The organism is Lentzea sp. NPDC051213 (genome assembly GCF_044455585.1).
Taxonomy (GTDB): domain Bacteria; phylum Actinomycetota; class Actinomycetes; order Mycobacteriales; family Pseudonocardiaceae; genus Lentzea.
Map to the genome: position 1 here is coordinate 1,088,421 of NZ_JBITEX010000002.1, position 18,045 is coordinate 1,106,465.

Below are 18,045 nucleotides of genomic sequence, written 5' to 3' on the forward strand. Positions count from 1 at the left end.
CCTGAGGGGGAAAGACGCAGGTCAGGCGGACTCGCGGACCACCAAGGCCGCGTGGATCACTAGCTCGTCGGCCGACAGCGGCTTCGCTCCCTGGAGCAACCGGCCGGCCTGCTCGACGGCGAGCGCGCCGAGCCGGCGGGTGTCGAGGCCGACGCTGGTCAGCTCCGGGTCGACGACGGTGCCGAGTTGGAGGCCGTCGAACCCGACCACGGCCAGGTCGGCGGGCACCCGGCGGCCGAGACGTCTGGCGGCCCGCAGCGCGCCGACGGCGATGATGTCGTTGAACGTGAAGACGGCAGTGAGTTCGGGGTGCGCGCCGAGCAGAGCGGTCAGAGCCTCGGCGCCGCCGTCGACCGACTGCACCGCGGTGCCGACGACGTCGGCGGGCAGGCCGTGCGCGGCCATGGCGTCGGCGAACCACTCGCGGCGGACGCTGGGCTCGGCGCGGTTCGCGTGGTCCAGCATGCCGATGCGGCGGTGACCTGCCCGGACGAGGTGGTCGACGGCCTCGCGGATGCCCGTCGCGCCGTCGATGCGGATGGAGCTGAACCGGGGCATGTGGTGGTCACGGCCGACGAGCACGACGGGGATGCCGCTCAGGTGCTGGTCGAGCTCTTCCTCGTCGAGGCTGAAGTAGCCGACGACGGCGTCCACCTGCGAACCGATGACCTTCAGCGTGCCGCGTTCCTCGTCGACGCTGTCGGCGGTGTCGTAGAGGACGACGTGCCAGCCGCGTGCGCGCGCGGCCTCCAGCGCGGCGGCGGCGACCTCGGTGAAGAACGGGTTGAGCAGATCGGGGACGACGAGCCCGATCGTGGTGGTGTCCTGCCGCACCAGCCCGCGGGCGAACCGGCTCGGCCGGTAACCCAGCTCGCGCGCGGCGTCGAGGACGCGCTGCTTGGTGGTGGCGTCGATCTCGCCCTTGTCGTTGAGCGCCCGCGACACCGTCTGCCGCGAGACCCCGGCGGTCCTGGCGACGTCGTTGATCGTCACTCGATCCGGCACGTGATCACCTCCCCTCCGGCAGGGACCGAGTATGCAGGGCGTCGAGCACCACTGTGATCGCGGCGCGCGAATCCCGCCGCACGGCCGCGATGATCCGGCGTGTCACCGGCAGCTCCCGCGTCACGACGTCGAACCGCGGGTCCGCGGCCAGCGCGGGCAGCATCGCGACCGCCAGCCCGGCCTCGACGTGCTTGAGCGTCAGCATGTAGTTGCTGAACCGGCCCACGACCTTCGGCTCGAAGCCGGCCTGCCGGCACAGCCGCGTCGCCAGGTTCGCCATGTACGAGCCGGGGATGTCGAACGCCCAGGGCTCGTCCTTGCAGGCCGCGAGGTCGCCCTTCGGCTGTCCGGGCGGGGTCACCAGCACGATCGGGTCCTCCGCGAGCGGCACCATCTCGATGTCCTTCGGCACGGGCAGCTCGACGAAGCCGGTCGTCGTGATGATCACGTCGACGTCGCCCGCCAGCAGCGCGGGCATGCTCGCGTGCGGCTCCAGCTCGACGATCTCGACGTCGAGGTGCGGGTGGTCCAGCTGCGCGATCGCGGGCACGGCCAGCGTGTGGATCGAGCTCTGGAACGCCCCGAGCCGGATGAGCCCGGACGGCTCCTGACTGAGGCCGCGCAGCTCGGCCTCGACGGCGTCCATCTGGTCGAGGATCGACCTTGCCCGCCGCGCCAGGATCAGCCCGGCCGAGGTGAGCCGCACCCGCCGCCCGGTCCGTTCGAGCAACTGCGTGCGCGTCTCGCTTTCGAGCACCGCGAGCTGCTGGGACACACTCGACGCGCTCAGGTTCGCGGCCAGTGCCACGGCCCGCACGGTGCCCAGCGCGTCGAGCTGGCTGAGCAGGCGCAGGCGCCACGGGTTCAGCGTCATGCTGTGCAGTATTTCCGAACAGCGAGCGTGGCATTGTGAGATGGACCTGATGCTGGGCGGCCCATAGTTTCGTGCCTATGGACACCTTCTGGGACGACGTAGACCGCCACCTCGTCCGCTACGGCGGGACGTTCACGCACGAGATCATCGACAGCGCGTCGGGGAGCTTCCTGTTCACCGAGGACGGCCGCCGCATCCTGGACTTCACGTCCGGTCAGATGAGCGCGATCCTCGGCCACTCGCACCCGCGCATCGTCGAGACCGTCCAGCGCCAGATCGCGAACCTCGACCACCTCTTCAGCGGCATGCTGAGCCGCCCGGTCGTCGACCTGGCGCGGAGGCTCTCAGCGACCCTGCCCGATCAGCTGTCGAAGGTGCAGCTGCTGACCACCGGCGCGGAGTCGAACGAAGCCGCCCTGCGCATGGCCAAGCTCGTGACCGGCAAGCACGAGGTCGTCGCCTTCGCCCGCTCGTGGCACGGCATGACGGCCGCGGCCGCCGCTGCGACCTACAGCGCGGGCCGCAAGGGCTACGGCCCGGCGACACCGGGCAACTTCGCGATCCCGGCGCCCACCGCCGACTGGACCGTGCAGCTGGATCTGGCGTTCGACCTGATCGACGCGCAGTCCGTGGGGTCGCTGGCCGCCTGCATCGTCGAACCGATCCTGAGCTCGGGCGGGGTTCTCGAGCCGCCGGTGGGGTACTTCGCCGCGTTGTCGGCGAAGTGCCGTGAGCGCGGGATGTTGCTGATCCTGGACGAGGCGCAGACGGGCCTGTGCCGCACGGGGAACTGGTACGCGTTCGAGCGTGACGGTGTGGTGCCGGACATCCTGACGTTGTCGAAGACTTTGGGCGCCGGGTTGCCGTTGGCCGCCGTCATCACCTCCGCCGAGATCGAGGAAGAGGCGCACGCGCGGAACTACCTGTTCTTCACCACCCACGTCTCCGATCCGCTGGTCGCCGCGGTCGGCAACACCGTGCTCGACGTGCTCGTCGAGGAACGGCTGGACGAGCGGGCCGCCAAGCTGGGGTCGTTCCTGCGCAACGGGTTGGACGACATCGCCGCGCGGCACTCGCTGGTGTCGGACGTGCGGGGGCGTGGGTTGCTGGTGGGGCTGGAGATCGCGGACGAGAGCCTGAGCGCGCCGATCACCCAGCGGTGCCTGGATCTCGGGCTGCACATGAACATCGTGCAGATCCCTGGGATGGGTGGGGTGTTCCGGATCGCGCCGCCGTTGACGGCTTCGGAGGAGGAGTTGGCGCTCGGGTTGAGCATTCTCGACGAGGCGATCGGGTCCGCGGGCTGACCTCGTGGCCACTCGGGCATCGGCCGGAAGGTCGAGGCCGGGCTGTCAACACGGCTCGTACGATCGTCGTCATGGGGGTACTTCGGCGGCCGTTGCTCGTGACGGCGATCTTGTGTGCGGTCGTGCTCACGGTGACGGGGCTGGTCGCCGGCTTCGGCCGGGCGTTCTACTTCAGGCCCGGTGCGGATCGCGGTCGCCGCGGTGGGCCCGCACTGGCTGCTGCCCACCGCGGGCGACCGCGAACTGGCGTGGACGTGGTGGCAGCACGTCATCGGCAACGCCTACGCGTGGCTGGCGCTGGCGTTCCTCGCCTGGTGCGCGATCCAGGCCGTCCGCCATCGCCCGGCGGGTGAGCTGGGACCCGTCGAGATCGGCGAACCGGCCGGCTACTTCCGGACCGGCTCCGGCAGCTTGCCGAGCAGCGCCCGCGCCTTGCCGACGATGTCTGCCTCCTCGTGACCGAAGTCCGAGAGGTAGTGGCGCAGCGCGTGGCGGAGGAGGACGAGCTCCTCCTCGGTCAACTCAAGGGTGGTGCTGGTGCCCATCTTTCGATGTTAGGCCTGTTCAACGGTACTGCCAGTCGAACTTGTGCACGGTTTTGCCGAGGTAAAGCGCCTCCAGAGCCTGCTGGGCGGTCAGCTGGTCTTCCGCCATCTTCGCCGCGATGGCTCCGCCCAGGTACGCGGCGGCACAGGAGGTGCCGACCCACTTCGCGTAGCCGCTGGAGAAGTCGTCGGGTGAGAAGGCCTCGTGCAACTTCACGTCGGTCGCTTTGAGGTAGGTGCTGACGAACAGGTCTTCCTGTGTGGTGGGGTCGACGGGGTCGACGGTGCAGGTGACCCATGGGAGGTCGGGGCTGTACCGCGCCAACATCCACGGGCCGTCGGCGCTGTACGGCACCGGCGCCGATGCCACGCCGACCGCGACGACGCGGGGGAGGGCCGCGGGCCACGTCGGTGAGTTCCTGGTGATCTGGACGTCGGTCGAGATGCCGATCGTCTCCCCGTGGTTGCCGGCGGCGGCCACGACCATGACGTGCGCGCTGAGCCGTTCGATCGCCCGGTCGAGGATCATCGGTGCCTGGCCGTCCGACGTGCGGCAGCCGTTCGCCAGCACGAGGACGTCGACCCGAGGGCTTTCGTCGTAGAACTCGGCGAGCTTCTGCACCACCTTCCACGCGGTGGACTTGCCGTTGGGGCCGAGCGCGTGCCTGGCGACGAGCGTGGCGCGCGGCGCCTGCCGGAGGACGAGCCCGGCCGCGAACACGCCGTGTCCTTCCTCGACGGTGAACCGGACCCCGTTCGCCGGTTCACCGAACTTGTAGTGGTCCGGCGTCTCGATGTCGCGATCGGCGAGAGCGGGATGGTCGTAGATCTTGGTGTCGAGGATCCCGACGCGGACGCCGCGACCGGCCTCGCCGTCGAAGAACGCGCCGGTCTCTCCGGCGAACGCCTCCGGATCCCACGAGGTCATGCCCCTGGTCTGCGGGTAGGCGCCGAACTGGCTCACCATCGTCCGGTTCTTGCCCAGGAATGGTGTCCACCCGCCGCACCGCCCGGCGAGCCGGGCGCGCACCTCGGTGAGCACCGGGTCGACGTCCCTGACCGGTGTGCCCGGTGGGGCCGCGTGTTCGAGCTCGAGCAGCGCGAGCTCGAAGGCCGGCAGGTCGTCGGTCTTCGCGATCACGATCCCGAGCTCGTCGAGCACCTGCCGCACGACCTCGATCTCGGTGGTGTCCACGATCAGGTGGCCGGATTCGGCCGTCGTGGGGCAGTAGTCCTGGTCTGTGGTCATCTCAGCCTCCGGTGTGAGCCGTTCGCCGAACCGATGCCGCCGCGCCCGACGCTGATACCCGCTGGCGAAGAAGGTCATCGCCGTGCACATTGGTCATCATGCTGCCGGGATCGGTGTTACACGCGGCGCGGGAATTGATGCGGCTCGCCGACGTCGACCCAGCCAAGGCGATCCCGATGGTGTCGCGCGTCGTGCACCAGGCGCAGGAGGAAGGCAACGCCCCGGCTCAGGCGCTGGCCGAGCAGGCGTGGGGGCATGCGCTGACCCAGACCGCGCAGATCGACGCGGCCGTCGCGCACCTTCGGCGTGCCGTCCGGCTGGGGGTCGGCCAGGCGGCGGCCGAGAGCCGGATGAAGCTCGCGTACGCGCTCGTGCACCAGGGGCGGGCCAAGGCCGCGCTGCGGGAGGTCGATCTCGCGCTGCCGGCGCTGGGCGCCCGTGCTCGGGCCCAGCGGGCCGTGATCCTCTACCACCTCGGCCGGCTCGACGAGGCGTTCGCCGACTACCGGTCCGCTGAGCGCGCACTCCGCCGCGGCGGCGATCGGGTTTCGTTGCAACGGGTCCTCATGAACCGCGGCATCCTGCAGGCCGAGCGGCACCAGTTCGGCGCGGCGACCAGAGACCTGCTCGAGGCCGACGGGATGGCGCGCGAACTGGGCCGCGATCTCGCGGTCGGCATCATCGCCGAGAACCTGGGCTGGGTGGAGGGGCAGCGCGGCGACGTGCCGTCCGCGCTCGCGCACCTCGACCGGGCCGAGGAGATCATCTCGCGCAACGGCGGCCAGCTCGCGCCCGTGTTGCAGGATCGCGCGGAGCTGCTGCTGTCCGTCGGCCTGGTGAGCGAGGCGCGGGAGCACGCGTCCCAGGCCGTCGCGGCCTATCGCGGTGAGGACCGTCAGCTCATGGTCCCGGAAGCCCTCCTGCTGCTGGCCGACGTCGCTTTGCACGCCGCCGACTGGGCCGCGGCCGGTGACCACGCGCGCGCCGCCCTCGCCCAGTTCGTCAGGCAGGGCCGCCACCACCACGCCGCCGTCGCCAGATCGACCGTGTTGCGTGCCGCACTGATGGCCGGAAAGCCTTGCCGGTTCAGCGACTCCGACCTCGACGCCATGGTGGCGGCGTTGCACGGCCGTCCGGCCGCCGCGGTTCAGGCGCACCTCGACCTGGCCCGCGTGGCCGAGCGCCGAAGACAGCCCGCCCGCGCGCTGGAACACCTGACCACCGCCAGCCGGGCCAGGACGACAGGCCCTGCGACGCTCAGAGCCCGCGGCTGGTACGCCGAAGCCCTGCTGCGCCAACGCGTTGACCCTCGGTCCGCAGCCGCCGCGGCACGAAGAGGCCTCCGCGTGCTGGACGAGAACCACGCCGCCCTCGCCGCCGGTGACCTGCGCGCGCACGCCGCCATGCACCGCGCCGACCTGGCCGAACTGGGCCTGCGCAGCGCAGTGACCGGCGGCAGACCCGCGGACGTCTTCGAATGGGCCGAACGCGGCCGCGCGAGCCGCCTGCTGCACCGCCCGGCCCGCCCGCCGGACGACCCCGAACTCGCCGCACTGTTACCGGCGTTGCGCGCCACCGCGTTCCAGCTCGAACGCGCCCGCCTGGACGGCCAGCCCACCGCCAAGCTCCAGCACCGCCAGGTCGAGCTGGAACGGCAGATCAAGACCCGCAGCCGCCGCCTCAGAGCCACCGCGAGCGGCCCGGCCGACCCGGTCCGGCCAGCCGACCTCGACCTCGGCGACCAGGTGCTCGTCGAGTTCATCGAACTGGACGGCTCTCTGCTCGCCCTCACCCTCGCCGATGGCAAGCTCGCCCTGCGGTCGGTCGGGCCTGTCCGTGAGGTCGCCGACCTGCTCGAACGAGTGCCCTTCGCCCTGCGGCACCTGGCCAGGCGCCCACGTCAGGAGACCAGGGCGTTCCTGCGCAGGACGACCGGGAAGCTCGACGAGCTGCTCCTGCCTCGCCACGACCGGCCGCTGGTCGTCGTCCCCACCGGCGTGCTGCACGACGTCCCGTGGTCGACTTTGCCGTCGTGCCAAGGAAAACCCGTCGTCGTCGCACCCTCGGCGTCGTTGTGGCACACCGCCGCGACCCGCCCGGCGCGTCCCAGGACCTATGCCGTGGCCAGCGGTCCAGGCCTGCCCGGTGCGCACGAGGAAGCGCAGGCTGTGGCGGCCCTCCACGACACGACCAGCCCGCAGCACGCGACGGTCGACGACGTCCTGAAATCCCTCGCCACCGCCAGCACCGTCCACCTGGCCGCCCACGGCAGGCTCAACCCGGACAACCCGCTGTTCTCGGCCCTGGACCTGCACGACGGCCCGTTGGTCGTCTACGACGTCCACCGCCTCGACCAGGTCCCGGAGACCGTGATCATGGCCGCCTGCGACGTCGGCCGCTCGGTCGTCGTGTCCGGCAACGAGCTCCTCGGGCTGGCCGCCACGTTCCTCGAACGCGGTGCGTCCCAGCTGATCGCGTCGGTCGTCCCGGTGCCGGACGCGGAGACCAAGGACCTGATGATCGCCGTGCACCGGGGGTTACGGGCCGGGCGGTCGCCCGCGCAGGCGCTGGCCGAGGCTCAGCAGGAGCTCGACCAGCCCAACGGCTTCGTCTGCGTAGGCGCTTAGCTTCTTGCCGCCTCAGCCGGTGACGGCCTGCGGCCACTGCCCGCCGGGCAAGCTGGTGTCGGCCATGAGGGTCATGAGCGTGCGCAGCTTGGCGCACGTCTCGACGATCCTCTTGGCGCCCTCCGCCATCAGGCCCAGGTACTCCTCGGTGAGGGCACCGATGCCGGCGGCGAGCTGCTTGATCGCGTCCGGGATCGTGAGCACTCCCACCGTTTCGCACGCGACCTCGACGAACTTCGCCGCGAACTTCGTCGCCATCTTGACCAGGGTGGTCATGTAGGTGACGTTCGCGGTGGCGATGTCCATGAGGAACTTGCTGACCTCGTCGGCCTTGTGCGCGACGGCCTTGGTCGCCTCGTTCTGCGCCGTCACCTTCTCCCAGTAGGCGTCGGCGGCCTTGCCCTCCCACTCGTGGGCCAGGTTGGACTTCGGGTGGTGGAAACCGACCACGGGGTTGTGCACGTCGCGGATCCAGTTGAAGGACTGCACGAGCAGCGACGCGACGGGCATGTGGTGGCGCCACGCGGTCTGGGCGAGTGCCTCCAGCTTGCGCAGGGCCTCCCTGACCATTTCGAGGAACCTGTGGATGACGTCCATCTTCAGGTAGAGCACGTTGCGCCACTCGTTGACGTGGTGGATGGCCGCGTTGAACTTGTCCGTGCAGATCCGGAGTTGCTCCTCGAGACCGTCATAGCTCCGGTCCAGGATCGAGGTCAGGTCCTCGGTGCTGATGCTTTGGGTCATCTTTCCTTGCCTACGCCTTGTAGAACTTGCCGATGTCGAGCCGGTTGGTGTCCTCGGTCCGGTCGTACTCGTCCGCGATGTCGCGCAGCGCTTTGTCGACCTGGTGGAACTCCGTGTACGCACCCGTCAGGGTCTTTTCCATGAACTGGCGGAATTCCTCGTAGAAGCGGGCTTCGAGATCGGCGTTGACCACTCCGAGCAGGCTGAAGTCGGCGACGGCGAACGCGCTGGGGCGCAACGTCATGCTCTGCACCGCCCGGATCGCGACGTAGGCGTGGTCCGCGCGGTTCTGCCAGTGCTTCGCCTCCTCCCGCAGGTCCCGCGTGACAACCTTGAACTTCTGCTTGCTGGTGCTCATGTCAGTCCCTGTCGTCGAACACGTTGACGGCCGAGAAGTAGTCGTCGTCCGCCTCGCCGCCCTCACGAGGCCGGGCGGGGCGTGGCCGTTCCTGAGCCGCGATGCCGAGTCCGGCCTGGACGAACAGCTGCAGGATCTCGTTGGACAGCACGGTTTCCGACGGGTTGCGCAGGACGTGCGGGTCCGCGGTGATCGCGACCGGCCCACCGGCGCGCATCCGCAGCGTGAGGTAGCCGAGCGGGCTGCGGAACTCCTGGTCGACCGGCCGCGGGGTCTGCTGGGCACGGCGAACAACCGCTTCGCGCTCGCCGTCGAGTGTGTCGAGCCGGGACTTCATCCTGGCGAGCCACTCTTCTGGCGACAGCCCCGTGAGGTCCTCCGGTGCAGTGGCCGGCCTGGGGGCGCTCGGCGGGCTCACCGGTCCGCGCTTGGCCTCCACGGCGAGAGAGCGCTGAACCGCGGTCAAATAGGTGCTGTAGAGCGCGCCGGGGAATGCCTCCGGCGAGAGGTTGTCGTTCCAGTGCGGCCTGATCCGCACATTCGTCACCATCTGTTCCCGGTCGACGGTGACGATGACGAATCCGCTCCGGTCCTGAGCCTCGTACTTCTCGGCAGGCTGCAGTTCGACGCCGCCGGGACGGGTGAGCTCGGCGATGCGGGCCTGCGCCTGCGGGTTGTTGTCGGGAATGTCGAGCGTGGCCAGCTCGAGCTTCTCAAGCGGCACCATTCCCCCTGATGTTCCGACGCGACACAGGCGGACATTAGCCGTGGGCGGTCGGGAAGCGTGCGGGGAAACGGATGGTTGTTCCGCTGGGCGGTCCGCCGAGGCTCCTACCTCGTGCGGTCCACTGAGGACGCTGCCGAAAGGCAGATCCGGGCGTGGTCCGCGGCGCGAGAAACGAGTGGGCGGGGCCGTGCCAGGTAGGCCCCGCCCACTCCGACTACCTCGTGCCGTGACCGCCGGCCTTCGCCGCGTCTTTCGGCGCTCAGCAGGGCGCCTCGCGGCACCGGCCCCGCGCCCCCGTACAACCAGTACGAGGACGCGGGGCCGGCACCACGATGCACCCGTCTGACCACCGAAATACGGGGCAAAGGCAGGCGGTCACGGCACTAGCGAGCGAACTGGAACCAGTTCACGTTCGCCAGGTCGCCACCCGTGCCACCGGTCGCCACCAGGTACAGCCGGTGCACACCGGTCGCCCCGGAAGCAGCGGCCGTGCGGCTCGTCCACGTCTGCCAGCCGCCGGTGCTCGCCGCCGACACGGTCGCGACCACCGGGCCGGTCGGGCTGTCCAGCCGGTACTGCAGCGTGCCGTTGGCCGTGGAGCCGGACGCTATCCGGGTCGTCACCGACGTCGGCGGGGTCGCGCCGAAGTCCACGTCCGCGTAGGCCACGTAGTCGCCCGGCGTCAGGTAGCCGATGTTCTGGCCACAGCCCGAGTCCGTGCAGCGCTGGACCTGCGTGCCGCTCTGCTCGTCGTAGTACGACGCGCCGATCAGGGCGTAGGCGCTCTGCGTCGCCGGGAACTGCGCGCCGAAACCGTAGGCGAACAGCGGTGCTTTGCCGTCGCCGACGTTGATCGGCTGCTGGCCGGCGTTCTGCATCCACGTGAACGGCAGCTTGCCGGTCGGGCGGTAGTCGCCGAACAGGACGTCCGCGACGCCGTTGCCCTCGGTGCCGGGGAGCCAGGCGGCTACAAGTGCGTGCCATTGCGGCAGCTGGGCCGCGATGTCCAGCGGGCGGCCGGACACCAGCACCACGACCACCGGGACGCCGGCGGCGCGCAGCGTGTTCAGCGTCGCGATGTCCTCGCTGTCGAGGCCCAGGCTGCCGTCGCGGTCGCCGGCACCTTCGGCGTACGGCGTCTCACCGATGACGGCGATCGCGGCCTGGTAGCTGCCGTCGATGCCGGTGCCGTTGCGGTTGTAGGTCACCGTGCTGGACGGCGACACGGCGGAACGGATGCCTTGCAGGACAGTGGTTCCCGGCGTGACCGGACCGCTGCCGCCCTGCCAGGTCATGGTCCAGCCACCGCTCTGGTAGCCGATGTTGTCGGCGCTCTTGCCCGCCACGAACAGCTTGCTCGCCGTCTTCGGCAACGGCAGCACGCCGTTCTGGTTCTTCAGCAGCACCTGCGACTTGCGCACCGCCTCGCGTGCGAGCTGACGGTGTGCCGCGTTGCCCACGGTGCCCGTGTACGAGCGGTCGGTGAGCGGCTTCTCGAACAGGCCCAGTTCGAACTTCTTGGTCAGGATGCGCCGGTTGGCGTCGTCGATGCGCGACATCGGCACCCGGCCGGCCTGCGCCTCCGCCTTGAGCAACGTGATGAAGGAGCGCCACTCGGTGGGCACCATGACCATGTCCATGCCCGCGTTGATCGTGGTGCGCACCTCGGCCGCGGTGAAGCCCGGCTGGCCGTCGATCTGGTCGATGCCGTTCCAGTCCGACACCACGAGGCCGCTGAAGCCCAGCTCGTTCTTCAGCACGTCGGTGATGAGGTACCGGTGGCCGTGCGTCTTCACGCCGTTCCAGCTGCTGTAGGTGATCATCACCGAGCCGACGCCCTTCGCGACGGCCTCGCGGAACGGCGGCAGGTGGATCGCCCTCAGGTCGGCCTCGCTGACCTGGGTGTTGCCCTGGTCGTCGCCGCCGGTCGTGCCGCCGTCACCGATGTAGTGCTTGGCGGTGGCGAGGACCGAGGCGGGGTCGGAGAGCTTCGTGCCCTGCAGACCGGTGATCATCGTGGTCATCGACGTCGCGATCTCCGGCGCCTCGCCGAACGACTCGTACGTTCGGCCCCACCGGTCGTTGCGCGCGACGCACAGGCACGGGGCGAAGTCCCAGTCGATGCCGGTGCCGGACACCTCTTCGGCGGTGGCGCGGCCGATCCGTTGCGCCAGGCCGGGGTCGCGGGTCGCACCGAGGCCGATGTTGTGCGGGAAGATCGTCGCGCCGGACACGTTGTTGTGGCCGTGCACGGCATCCACGCCGTAGATCATCGGAATGGCCAGCGGCGTGGCGATCGCCGCGCGCTGGAAGTTGTCGTACATGTTCGCCCACGACGTGGCGTTGTTGGGCGAGGGCGCGGAACCGCCGCCGGACAGCAGCGAGCCGATCCGGAAGTTGGTCAGGTCTGCGGCGCTGACGGAATTGCGCTCGGCCTGCGTCATCTGCCCGACCTTTTCGTCGAGCGACATCCGCCCGAGCAGGTCGGCGACCCGCGCCGGGATCGGCTGGGTCGGATCCTTGTAGATCGGATCGGCCGCGGCGGCGGTGCCGGTGGGGACGACGGCGGCACTCATCAGCAACACGGCCGCGAGGAGCTTTCTCATGAGCAGACCTCCGGGGGACGAGGTCCTGTTTACCTTGCGGCACAACAGGGTTTGCCGAGCGTAACCCCTGGTTGACAAAGTGGTATAGACCATCGGGGAACCGGAACGAGGACCGGTTCCCCGATCGGGCTCAGCGGCACCAGGACTCGACGGTCGTCGCGAAGTCCGGGAACTCGGCCCGCGCGGCCGCCAGCACCTCGGCCGGCGTGCGCGGCTCGATGCCGGAGTGCTGCTCCGCCACCGCGCGCAGGTCGTCGTGCGGCACACCGCTGTCCGCCCCGAACTCGATGGCCTCCTGCGGGCCCACGCCACCCGCCAGCAGCCACAGGAACTCGCCCAGGCTCGACGCCACGATCCCGGACTCGCCCTCGGAGCCGAAGAACGCCACCGGCTGCTCGGTCAACGGCTGTCCCGGGCGCACCAGCCAGCACGTGGCCAGGCCGCCGGTGCCGTCCTGCCCGAACACCCGGAACGCGTCACCGTCGAGTTCCTTGTCACCTGTCCAGGCTCTGATCCGGTCGGTGGTCTCTTCGGCCGAGTCGAACTCGTCGTACGGCTCGTAGTCGATGTTGCCGGGCGCCGGGGTCTCGGTCTTCTCGTCGTAGTCCCACGGGAAGTCGATGCCGCTCAACGCGACGAGTGCGGCGGGGAAAGTACGGTCGTCAGGGATTTCCACGCGCGCACGGTACAGACGACTTCAGTCGCCGTGCGGGTCGGTGTTGTTCAGCGCGGCCACCACCTGGTCGTAGTCGCCGCGAGCCTCGCCGTAGCGGAGGAACTTGACCCGCTCGACCTGGACCTCGCGAGCGTCGGGCTGCGTCTCGATGATGGACATGACCTCGGCGACGAAGTCGGCCAGCGGCAGGGCGTGGTCGTTCTCCGCCTGGCCCGGCAGCAGATCCGTCTGCACCGACGGCGGTTCCAGCTCGACCACCCGCACCGACGTGTCGGCCAGCTGCAGCCGCAACGACTCGCTGAGCATGTGGATCGCGGCCTTGGAGGCGTTGTAGCTCGGCGTCACCTTGAGCGGGGTGAACGCGAGCCCGGACGACACGGTCATGATCGTGGCGTCCGGCCGGGTCTGCAGGTGCTCGACGAACGCGGCGATGAGGCGGATTGGGCCGAGCACGTTGGTCGTCACGATGCCCTCGGCCGACTCCAGGAACGATTCGGGGCGGTGCCAGTCCTCCACGCGCATGATCCCGGCCATCGTGATCAGCACGTTCAGCTCGGGGAACCGGGCGAGCACGTCCTTGGCGGCGGCCTGGATGCTGTCGGCGTCGGCGGTGTCGATCTGCACGGTCTCGACGCCGGGGTGTTCGGCGGCGATCTGCTCGAGCAGTGCGGTGCGCCGGCCGCCGACGATCACGGTGTTGCCGCGCTCCCGCAGGGCGAGGGCCAGCGCCAGGCCGATGCCGCTGGTGGCGCCGGGGATGAAGACGGTGTTTCCGGTGATGTTCATGCACTGAGCTTCTGCGGTGTGCCCGACGCGCGGCAGAGACCACTCATCGGGGGATCGGCGATCCCTGGTTACCGGCGGAGGAGTCCGGATACTGGGGTTCATGGATCGTGCGGAGCTGGCGGCGTTCCTGCGCCGCCGCAGGGAAGAGTTGCGGCCGGAGGACGTCGGGCTGCCGCTGGGTGCGCGCCGCCGTGCCCACGGGTTGCGGCGTGAGGAGGTCGCGGCGCTGGCCGTGATGTCCACGGACTACTACACGCGCCTGGAGCAGCAGCGCGGCCCGCAGCCCAGCGAGCAGATGCTGGCCTCGCTGGCCCGCGCGCTGCGGCTGACCGGCGACGAGCGCGACTACCTGTTCCGCGTCGCCGGGCGCAACGCGCCGTCCCCGGAGACGACGGGCACGCACGTCGCGCCAGCGTTGCAACGGGTGCTCGACCGGCTCACGGACACGCCCGCGCTGATCCTGTCGAACCTCGGCGAGGTGCTGATGCAGAACCGGTTCGCCGAGGCGCTCTACGGCGACTCGTCGCGGTTCACCGGGCTCGCGCGCAGCGGGATCTACCGCTGGTTCACCGATCCGGACGAGCGCCTGATCTATCCGGAGCACGACCGCGAGCGCCAGAGCCGGGCGCAGGTGGCGAACCTGCGTGCCGCGTACGGCAGCATGGGCCCGCGGTCGCGGGCAGGCGAGCTGGTGCGCGTGCTGTCACGGGAAAGCGCCGAGTTCGCGCAGCTGTGGGAACGGCACGAGGTAGCGAAACGGTTCGAGGACCACAAGGTGCTCGTGCACCCGCAGCTCGGTGAGATCGAGGTCGACTGCCAGGCGCTGTTCACCGAGGACCAGTCGCAGGCGTTGCTGGTGCTCACCGCGCCGCCGCGCACCGAGGCGTTCGACAAGCTGCAGCTGCTCGGCGTGCTGGGCACCGAGACGTTCGTCAGCCGAGCTTGAGGATCGTCTCCTCGATCTCCGCCTTGCGTCCCGCCGCGTAGCCCCTGTCGGTGCCGACGACCTCGAAACCCGCCCTGGTGAGCACGCGGATCGACCCCGCGTTGTCACTGGCGGCGCGCCCGAACACCGGCCGGACGGTGATCTCTTGGAGCATCAACGCCACGGCCCTTCCCGCCACGCCTTGCCCCCACACGGCGCGGTCGACCCAGTAGGTGATCTCCTGGTCGCCTTCGAGGACGAAGCTTCCGACGCTGCCGACGACCCGTTCGTCGCCGAGGATGACCCGGAACCAGGTGTCGGGGTTGGCGCGAATCCGGTTCATGTGGGCGTTGAACGCCTCGCGGTCGTCGGGATCTTCCGCGGTGAACGCGGCCATCCACACCGACTCGGGATCGCGCATGAACTCGAACAACACGTCGAGGTCGGCGTCCTCGACGTGCCGCAGCACCACTTCGTCCACGCGTCCCCCGAATCAGCGAGCCAGCCGCTCCGCGAGCCAGGCCAGCGAGAGCGGGTAACGGTAGTCGATCCCGCCGTGCCCGGCGTCGAAAAGCTCGAAGTGCACTCGGTCATCCGGAACGCCCGCCTTGGCGAGTTCGGCCCGGAACGCTTGTGCGCCAAGGTCGAGGTAGTACTCGTCGCTCGTGCCCGCGTCGATCCACACCGCACGCAGACCGCGCACGGCGTCGGCGTGTCCGGCCACCATCCGCACCGGGTCCCACTCGAGCCAGCGCTGCCAGACGTCCTCGCGCGGCGCCCCGGTCACCTCGTCGAACGGCAGCTCCGGCGTGCCGTCCGGGGTGGCCGAGAAGCACGCGGCAACGCCGAGCATGCCCAGCAGCGTCGCGTCGTGCGGCCTGGTGAACGACGGCCGGGCGCGGAAGTCCGCCCACCACGCCTGGATGTCGTGGTCGTAGTCGCGCAGGGCACGTGCCGCCTGGCCGAACTCGGGCAGGTAGCACAGCTCGTACAGCGCGTCACCCGCGTGCGTGGCCAGCGCGCCGAACAGGTCCGGTCGCAGCATCGGCGTGATCATCGCGCCGAACCCGCCCGACGACTTGCCCGTGATCGCGCGTGACTCGCGGTCCGCGATCGTGCGATAGCGCGCGTCCACCCACGGCACGATCTCGTCGCACAGATACGAGTGATAGCGGCCTGTTCCCGGCGAGTCGACGAACTGCGAACCGCCGTACGTGGTCCAGGCGTCGACGTAGACCACGATGCAACCCGGTGTGCCCGCGGCGAACACCGCGTCGGCCGTCTCCAGGAACGGCTGGCGGAACGGCATTCGGTTGGCCCACATGCTCAGATGCCCGGTGTAGCCCTGGATGACGTAGACCGCCGGGTACCGCTCGTCGCTCTCGTCGTAGCCGGGCGGGACGTACACCCACAGTGGACGTTCATGTGGGTCGCCGAGCGGATTGTCGCGCAGCAGCCCGGAAACGACGGTGTGCCGGTCGAGCCGGCCGGTGAGTTCGACCTCCCAGGGAAGCATGCTGCCAGTCAACCACGATCACGGCTGGAGGTCGGGCCGCGTGTAGCGATGCTTTACCCCGACAGGGAAATAGTGGGGATCGCCCGCCGGCAGCACCACGATCTCGGGCAGCTGGCGCTCCTCCGGGACGTAGTGCGCGAACTCGCTGTTGAGCCGCAACAGCTCTGTACGCACCGATTCGGCTATCCGCGCAGCGTCCGGGATCGCGCCCGGCGCAGCCTCCACGGTGATCCGCAGGAATCGGTCGCGGTCGGCGTCCTCGACCGACTCGATCACGAACTTGCCGGTCACCGCGTCGCTGATGCCGGGCTGCTCCAGGCCGACCGTCACGTTCTCGGGGTAGATGTTCGCGCCGAAGAACGACACCGTGAACAGCGAGCGGCCGAACAGGTACACGAACGGCAGCTCCGGGCCGGGCGGGGGAGTGAAGCCGTGCCCGGCGCAGTAGTCCAGCAGTGCGGCGTGCGAGAAGAGGCCGCCCTCGTCGGCGATGTGGTAGCGGATCAACGGGATTCCGCCGTCGGCCGTGACGACGAGCGTTCCCTCGTGCACCTCGAAGAACCGGCTCGCCGGGTCGTACTGCACGAGCGTGGGCAGGCGGGCGTCGCCGAAGACCTCGCGCGCCAGGTCGGGGCGCAGGGCGAAGAACCGGCGGATCCCCACGGAGAGCGCGGTCTCGGTGCCGAGCACGCCCGAGTCGGCGGTCCCGTACAGCGAGGCGATGTCGCTGATCGGGTCGGCGATCGCGGCGCGCTGGGCGACCAGGTCACGCCACTGCTCGCTGAACACCTCGCCCGCCAGCACCAGCTTGATCCGGTACGCGGGCCAGTCCACGGCGCCGGTGTCGATGACGTCCTTCACGAACGGCGGGTAGCCCAGCAGCACCACCTGCTCGAAGTGCGGCGCCAGTTCGGGCAGCACGCGGAGGATCTCCGCCTTGTTGTTGCCCGGCGCGACCACCGTGATCGGGCAGCCCTTGGCCGCGAGATGGCGGACGCACGCCTGCGTGAACAGGCCGCCGACCCAGGTGCCGAGCGGGAAGCAGACGACGGCCAGCGTGTCGCGCCGGTCCGCCTGGAAACCGTCCACCAGGACCTGTTCGAACCGCCGGGCCACGTGCAGCTCGTCCTCGAGCGTGCGCGGCCAGATCGTCGGCCGGCCGCTCGACCCGGACGAGACGGCGATCATGTCGTTGCCCGCGAGCCGTCCGTCGCGGCACAGTTCGGGCAACGGGTACTTCTGGTGGTAGGTCTCCTTGGTGACCAGAGGGAGCTGGCTGAACTCGGCCGCGTCGGGCTCGATCCCGTGCTCCTGGAGGAACTTCCGGTAGGCCGGCACCGTGGTGGCGGTGCGGCGGACCAGGTCCGGTATCCAGCTCTCCTGCCGTTGTGGTGGCTCGAAGAACTCGTCGAACGCCTGGCGCACGCGGGTTTGCCGGTCCATCGTCCGACCGTAGCAGGTTGGACCGGCTGGTCCAGAAAACGTACAGTCGAGGCATGGCACTCACCGCGAAGGGCCGCGCGACCAGGCGGCGCATCGTCGAAGGGGCCGCGGCACACCTGCGCAGCGAGGACCCGGCCGGCGTCACGCTCGACGACATCCGGGCGATCACCGGCACCAGCAAGGGGCAGATCTTCCACTACTTCCCGGACGGCAAGGAAGAGCTCTTCCTCGCGGTGGCGCGCTACGAGGCCGATCGCGTGCTCGACGACCAGCAGCCGCACCTCGGCGCGCTCACCTCGTGGGCGGCCTGGCGCCGGTGGCGTGACTCGGTGGTGGCCCGGTATCGCGCGCAGGGCCGGTCGTGCCCGCTGGGGGCGCTGATGAGCCAGGCGGGCAGCACGCCGGGGGCGACCGAGGTGGTCGGTGCGCTGCTCGCGCGGTGGCAAAGCCATGTGCGGCGCGGAATCATCGACATGCAGCAAGCCGGGCTGGTGCGGGCGGGCGTGGACGCCGACCGGGTCGCTGCGGCCTTCATCGCCGGGATTCAGGGCGGTGTCCAGGTGCTGCGGTCGACCGGCAGCGTCGGGCACCTCGAGGCGTCGCTCGACACCCTCATCGATTTTCTGGACTTGCCGGTCCAAAATTAGATACCTACCT

At 69.9% G+C, this 18,045-nt stretch carries 17 protein-coding genes and 1 pseudogene; 5 read left to right on the top strand and 13 right to left on the bottom strand.

What is annotated here, in order from left to right:
• Positions 1-21: 21 nt before the first annotated feature.
• On the bottom strand, positions 22-1,005 hold the full coding sequence (locus tag ACIA8G_RS11785) for a LacI family DNA-binding transcriptional regulator (protein ID WP_396418345.1): 984 nt from the start codon (positions 1,003-1,005) through the stop codon (positions 22-24).
• A 4-nt stretch (positions 1,006-1,009) separates the two neighbouring features.
• On the bottom strand, positions 1,010-1,879 hold the full coding sequence (locus ACIA8G_RS11790) for a LysR substrate-binding domain-containing protein (protein ID WP_396418346.1): 870 nt from the start codon (positions 1,877-1,879) through the stop codon (positions 1,010-1,012).
• A 77-nt stretch (positions 1,880-1,956) separates the two neighbouring features.
• Here ACIA8G_RS11790 and ACIA8G_RS11795 point away from each other — a divergent pair, with 77 nt between their 5' ends.
• Both ACIA8G_RS11795 and ACIA8G_RS11800 read left to right on the top strand, forming a co-directional pair.
• A complete protein-coding gene (locus ACIA8G_RS11795; RefSeq protein ID WP_396418347.1) occupies positions 1,957-3,186 on the top strand; it encodes an aspartate aminotransferase family protein in 1,230 nt (409 codons plus the stop codon).
• Between the two features lie 180 nt (positions 3,187-3,366).
• Entirely contained in the window at positions 3,367-3,645 is a 279-nt protein-coding gene (locus ACIA8G_RS11800) for a hypothetical protein (protein ID WP_396418348.1), read from the top strand.
• Positions 3,646-3,750: 105 nt separating this feature from the next.
• Here the strand turns inward: ACIA8G_RS11800 and ACIA8G_RS11805 are convergent, their stop codons facing one another.
• Positions 3,751-4,980 carry a S8 family serine peptidase gene (locus tag ACIA8G_RS11805; RefSeq protein WP_396418349.1) on the bottom strand — a complete coding sequence of 410 codons (1,230 nt, stop codon included), beginning with the start codon at positions 4,978-4,980 and terminating at the stop codon, positions 3,751-3,753.
• A gap of 98 nt (positions 4,981-5,078) precedes the next feature.
• Here ACIA8G_RS11805 and ACIA8G_RS11810 point away from each other — a divergent pair, with 98 nt between their 5' ends.
• Positions 5,079-7,607: a CHAT domain-containing protein gene (locus tag ACIA8G_RS11810; RefSeq protein WP_396418350.1), complete on the top strand. Its 2,529-nt coding sequence runs from the start codon at positions 5,079-5,081 to the stop codon at positions 7,605-7,607.
• A 12-nt stretch (positions 7,608-7,619) separates the two neighbouring features.
• On the opposite strand, the gene ACIA8G_RS11815 is transcribed toward ACIA8G_RS11810, so the two are convergent.
• The 7 genes and pseudogenes from ACIA8G_RS11815 to ACIA8G_RS11845 all read right to left on the bottom strand — a co-directional run bounded on the left by ACIA8G_RS11815 (position 7,620) and on the right by ACIA8G_RS11845 (position 13,504).
• Entirely contained in the window at positions 7,620-8,351 is a 732-nt protein-coding gene (locus tag ACIA8G_RS11815; RefSeq protein ID WP_396418351.1) for a hypothetical protein, read from the bottom strand.
• Between the two features lie 10 nt (positions 8,352-8,361).
• Complete coding sequence (locus tag ACIA8G_RS11820) at positions 8,362-8,709, bottom strand: hypothetical protein (RefSeq protein ID WP_396418352.1); 348 nt, start codon at positions 8,707-8,709, stop codon at positions 8,362-8,364.
• 1 nt (position 8,710) lies between these two features.
• Positions 8,711-9,436, bottom strand: coding sequence for a hypothetical protein (locus tag ACIA8G_RS11825; RefSeq protein WP_396418353.1), 726 nt, complete (start codon positions 9,434-9,436; stop codon positions 8,711-8,713).
• 383 nt (positions 9,437-9,819) lie between these two features.
• Positions 9,820-10,209, bottom strand: coding sequence for a carbohydrate-binding protein (locus tag ACIA8G_RS11830; protein WP_396418695.1), 390 nt, complete (start codon positions 10,207-10,209; stop codon positions 9,820-9,822).
• A gap of 24 nt (positions 10,210-10,233) precedes the next feature.
• A pseudogene (locus ACIA8G_RS11835) lies at positions 10,234-12,042 on the bottom strand (glycoside hydrolase family 3 protein); the annotation flags it as partial.
• Positions 12,043-12,172: 130 nt separating this feature from the next.
• Positions 12,173-12,718 carry an SMI1/KNR4 family protein gene (locus ACIA8G_RS11840; RefSeq protein ID WP_396418354.1) on the bottom strand — a complete coding sequence of 182 codons (546 nt, stop codon included), beginning with the start codon at positions 12,716-12,718 and terminating at the stop codon, positions 12,173-12,175.
• 21 nt (positions 12,719-12,739) lie between these two features.
• Positions 12,740-13,504 carry an SDR family oxidoreductase gene (locus ACIA8G_RS11845; RefSeq protein WP_396418355.1) on the bottom strand — a complete coding sequence of 255 codons (765 nt, stop codon included), beginning with the start codon at positions 13,502-13,504 and terminating at the stop codon, positions 12,740-12,742.
• Positions 13,505-13,604: 100 nt separating this feature from the next.
• On the opposite strand from ACIA8G_RS11845, the gene ACIA8G_RS11850 reads away from it, so the two are divergent.
• Positions 13,605-14,450 carry a helix-turn-helix transcriptional regulator gene (locus tag ACIA8G_RS11850; protein ID WP_396418356.1) on the top strand — a complete coding sequence of 282 codons (846 nt, stop codon included), beginning with the start codon at positions 13,605-13,607 and terminating at the stop codon, positions 14,448-14,450.
• On the opposite strand, the gene ACIA8G_RS11855 is transcribed toward ACIA8G_RS11850, so the two are convergent.
• The 3 genes from ACIA8G_RS11855 to ACIA8G_RS11865 are packed head-to-tail and all read right to left on the bottom strand — an operon-like array spanning position 14,437 to position 17,388.
• The gene (locus ACIA8G_RS11855; protein WP_396418357.1) at positions 14,437-14,910 is read right to left on the bottom strand and encodes a GNAT family N-acetyltransferase; all 474 of its coding nucleotides are present in this window, start codon (positions 14,908-14,910) and stop codon (positions 14,437-14,439) included. The genes ACIA8G_RS11850 and ACIA8G_RS11855 overlap by 14 nt on opposite strands.
• Before the next feature lie 12 nt (positions 14,911-14,922).
• A complete protein-coding gene (locus ACIA8G_RS11860) occupies positions 14,923-15,945 on the bottom strand; it encodes an alpha/beta hydrolase (protein WP_396418358.1) in 1,023 nt (340 codons plus the stop codon).
• Between the two features lie 18 nt (positions 15,946-15,963).
• Complete coding sequence (locus ACIA8G_RS11865; protein ID WP_396418359.1) at positions 15,964-17,388, bottom strand: phenylacetate--CoA ligase family protein; 1,425 nt, start codon at positions 17,386-17,388, stop codon at positions 15,964-15,966.
• Positions 17,389-17,441: 53 nt separating this feature from the next.
• On the opposite strand from ACIA8G_RS11865, the gene ACIA8G_RS11870 reads away from it, so the two are divergent.
• Complete coding sequence (locus tag ACIA8G_RS11870; RefSeq protein ID WP_396418360.1) at positions 17,442-18,035, top strand: TetR/AcrR family transcriptional regulator; 594 nt, start codon at positions 17,442-17,444, stop codon at positions 18,033-18,035.
• The last annotated feature ends 10 nt before the right edge of the window (positions 18,036-18,045 follow it).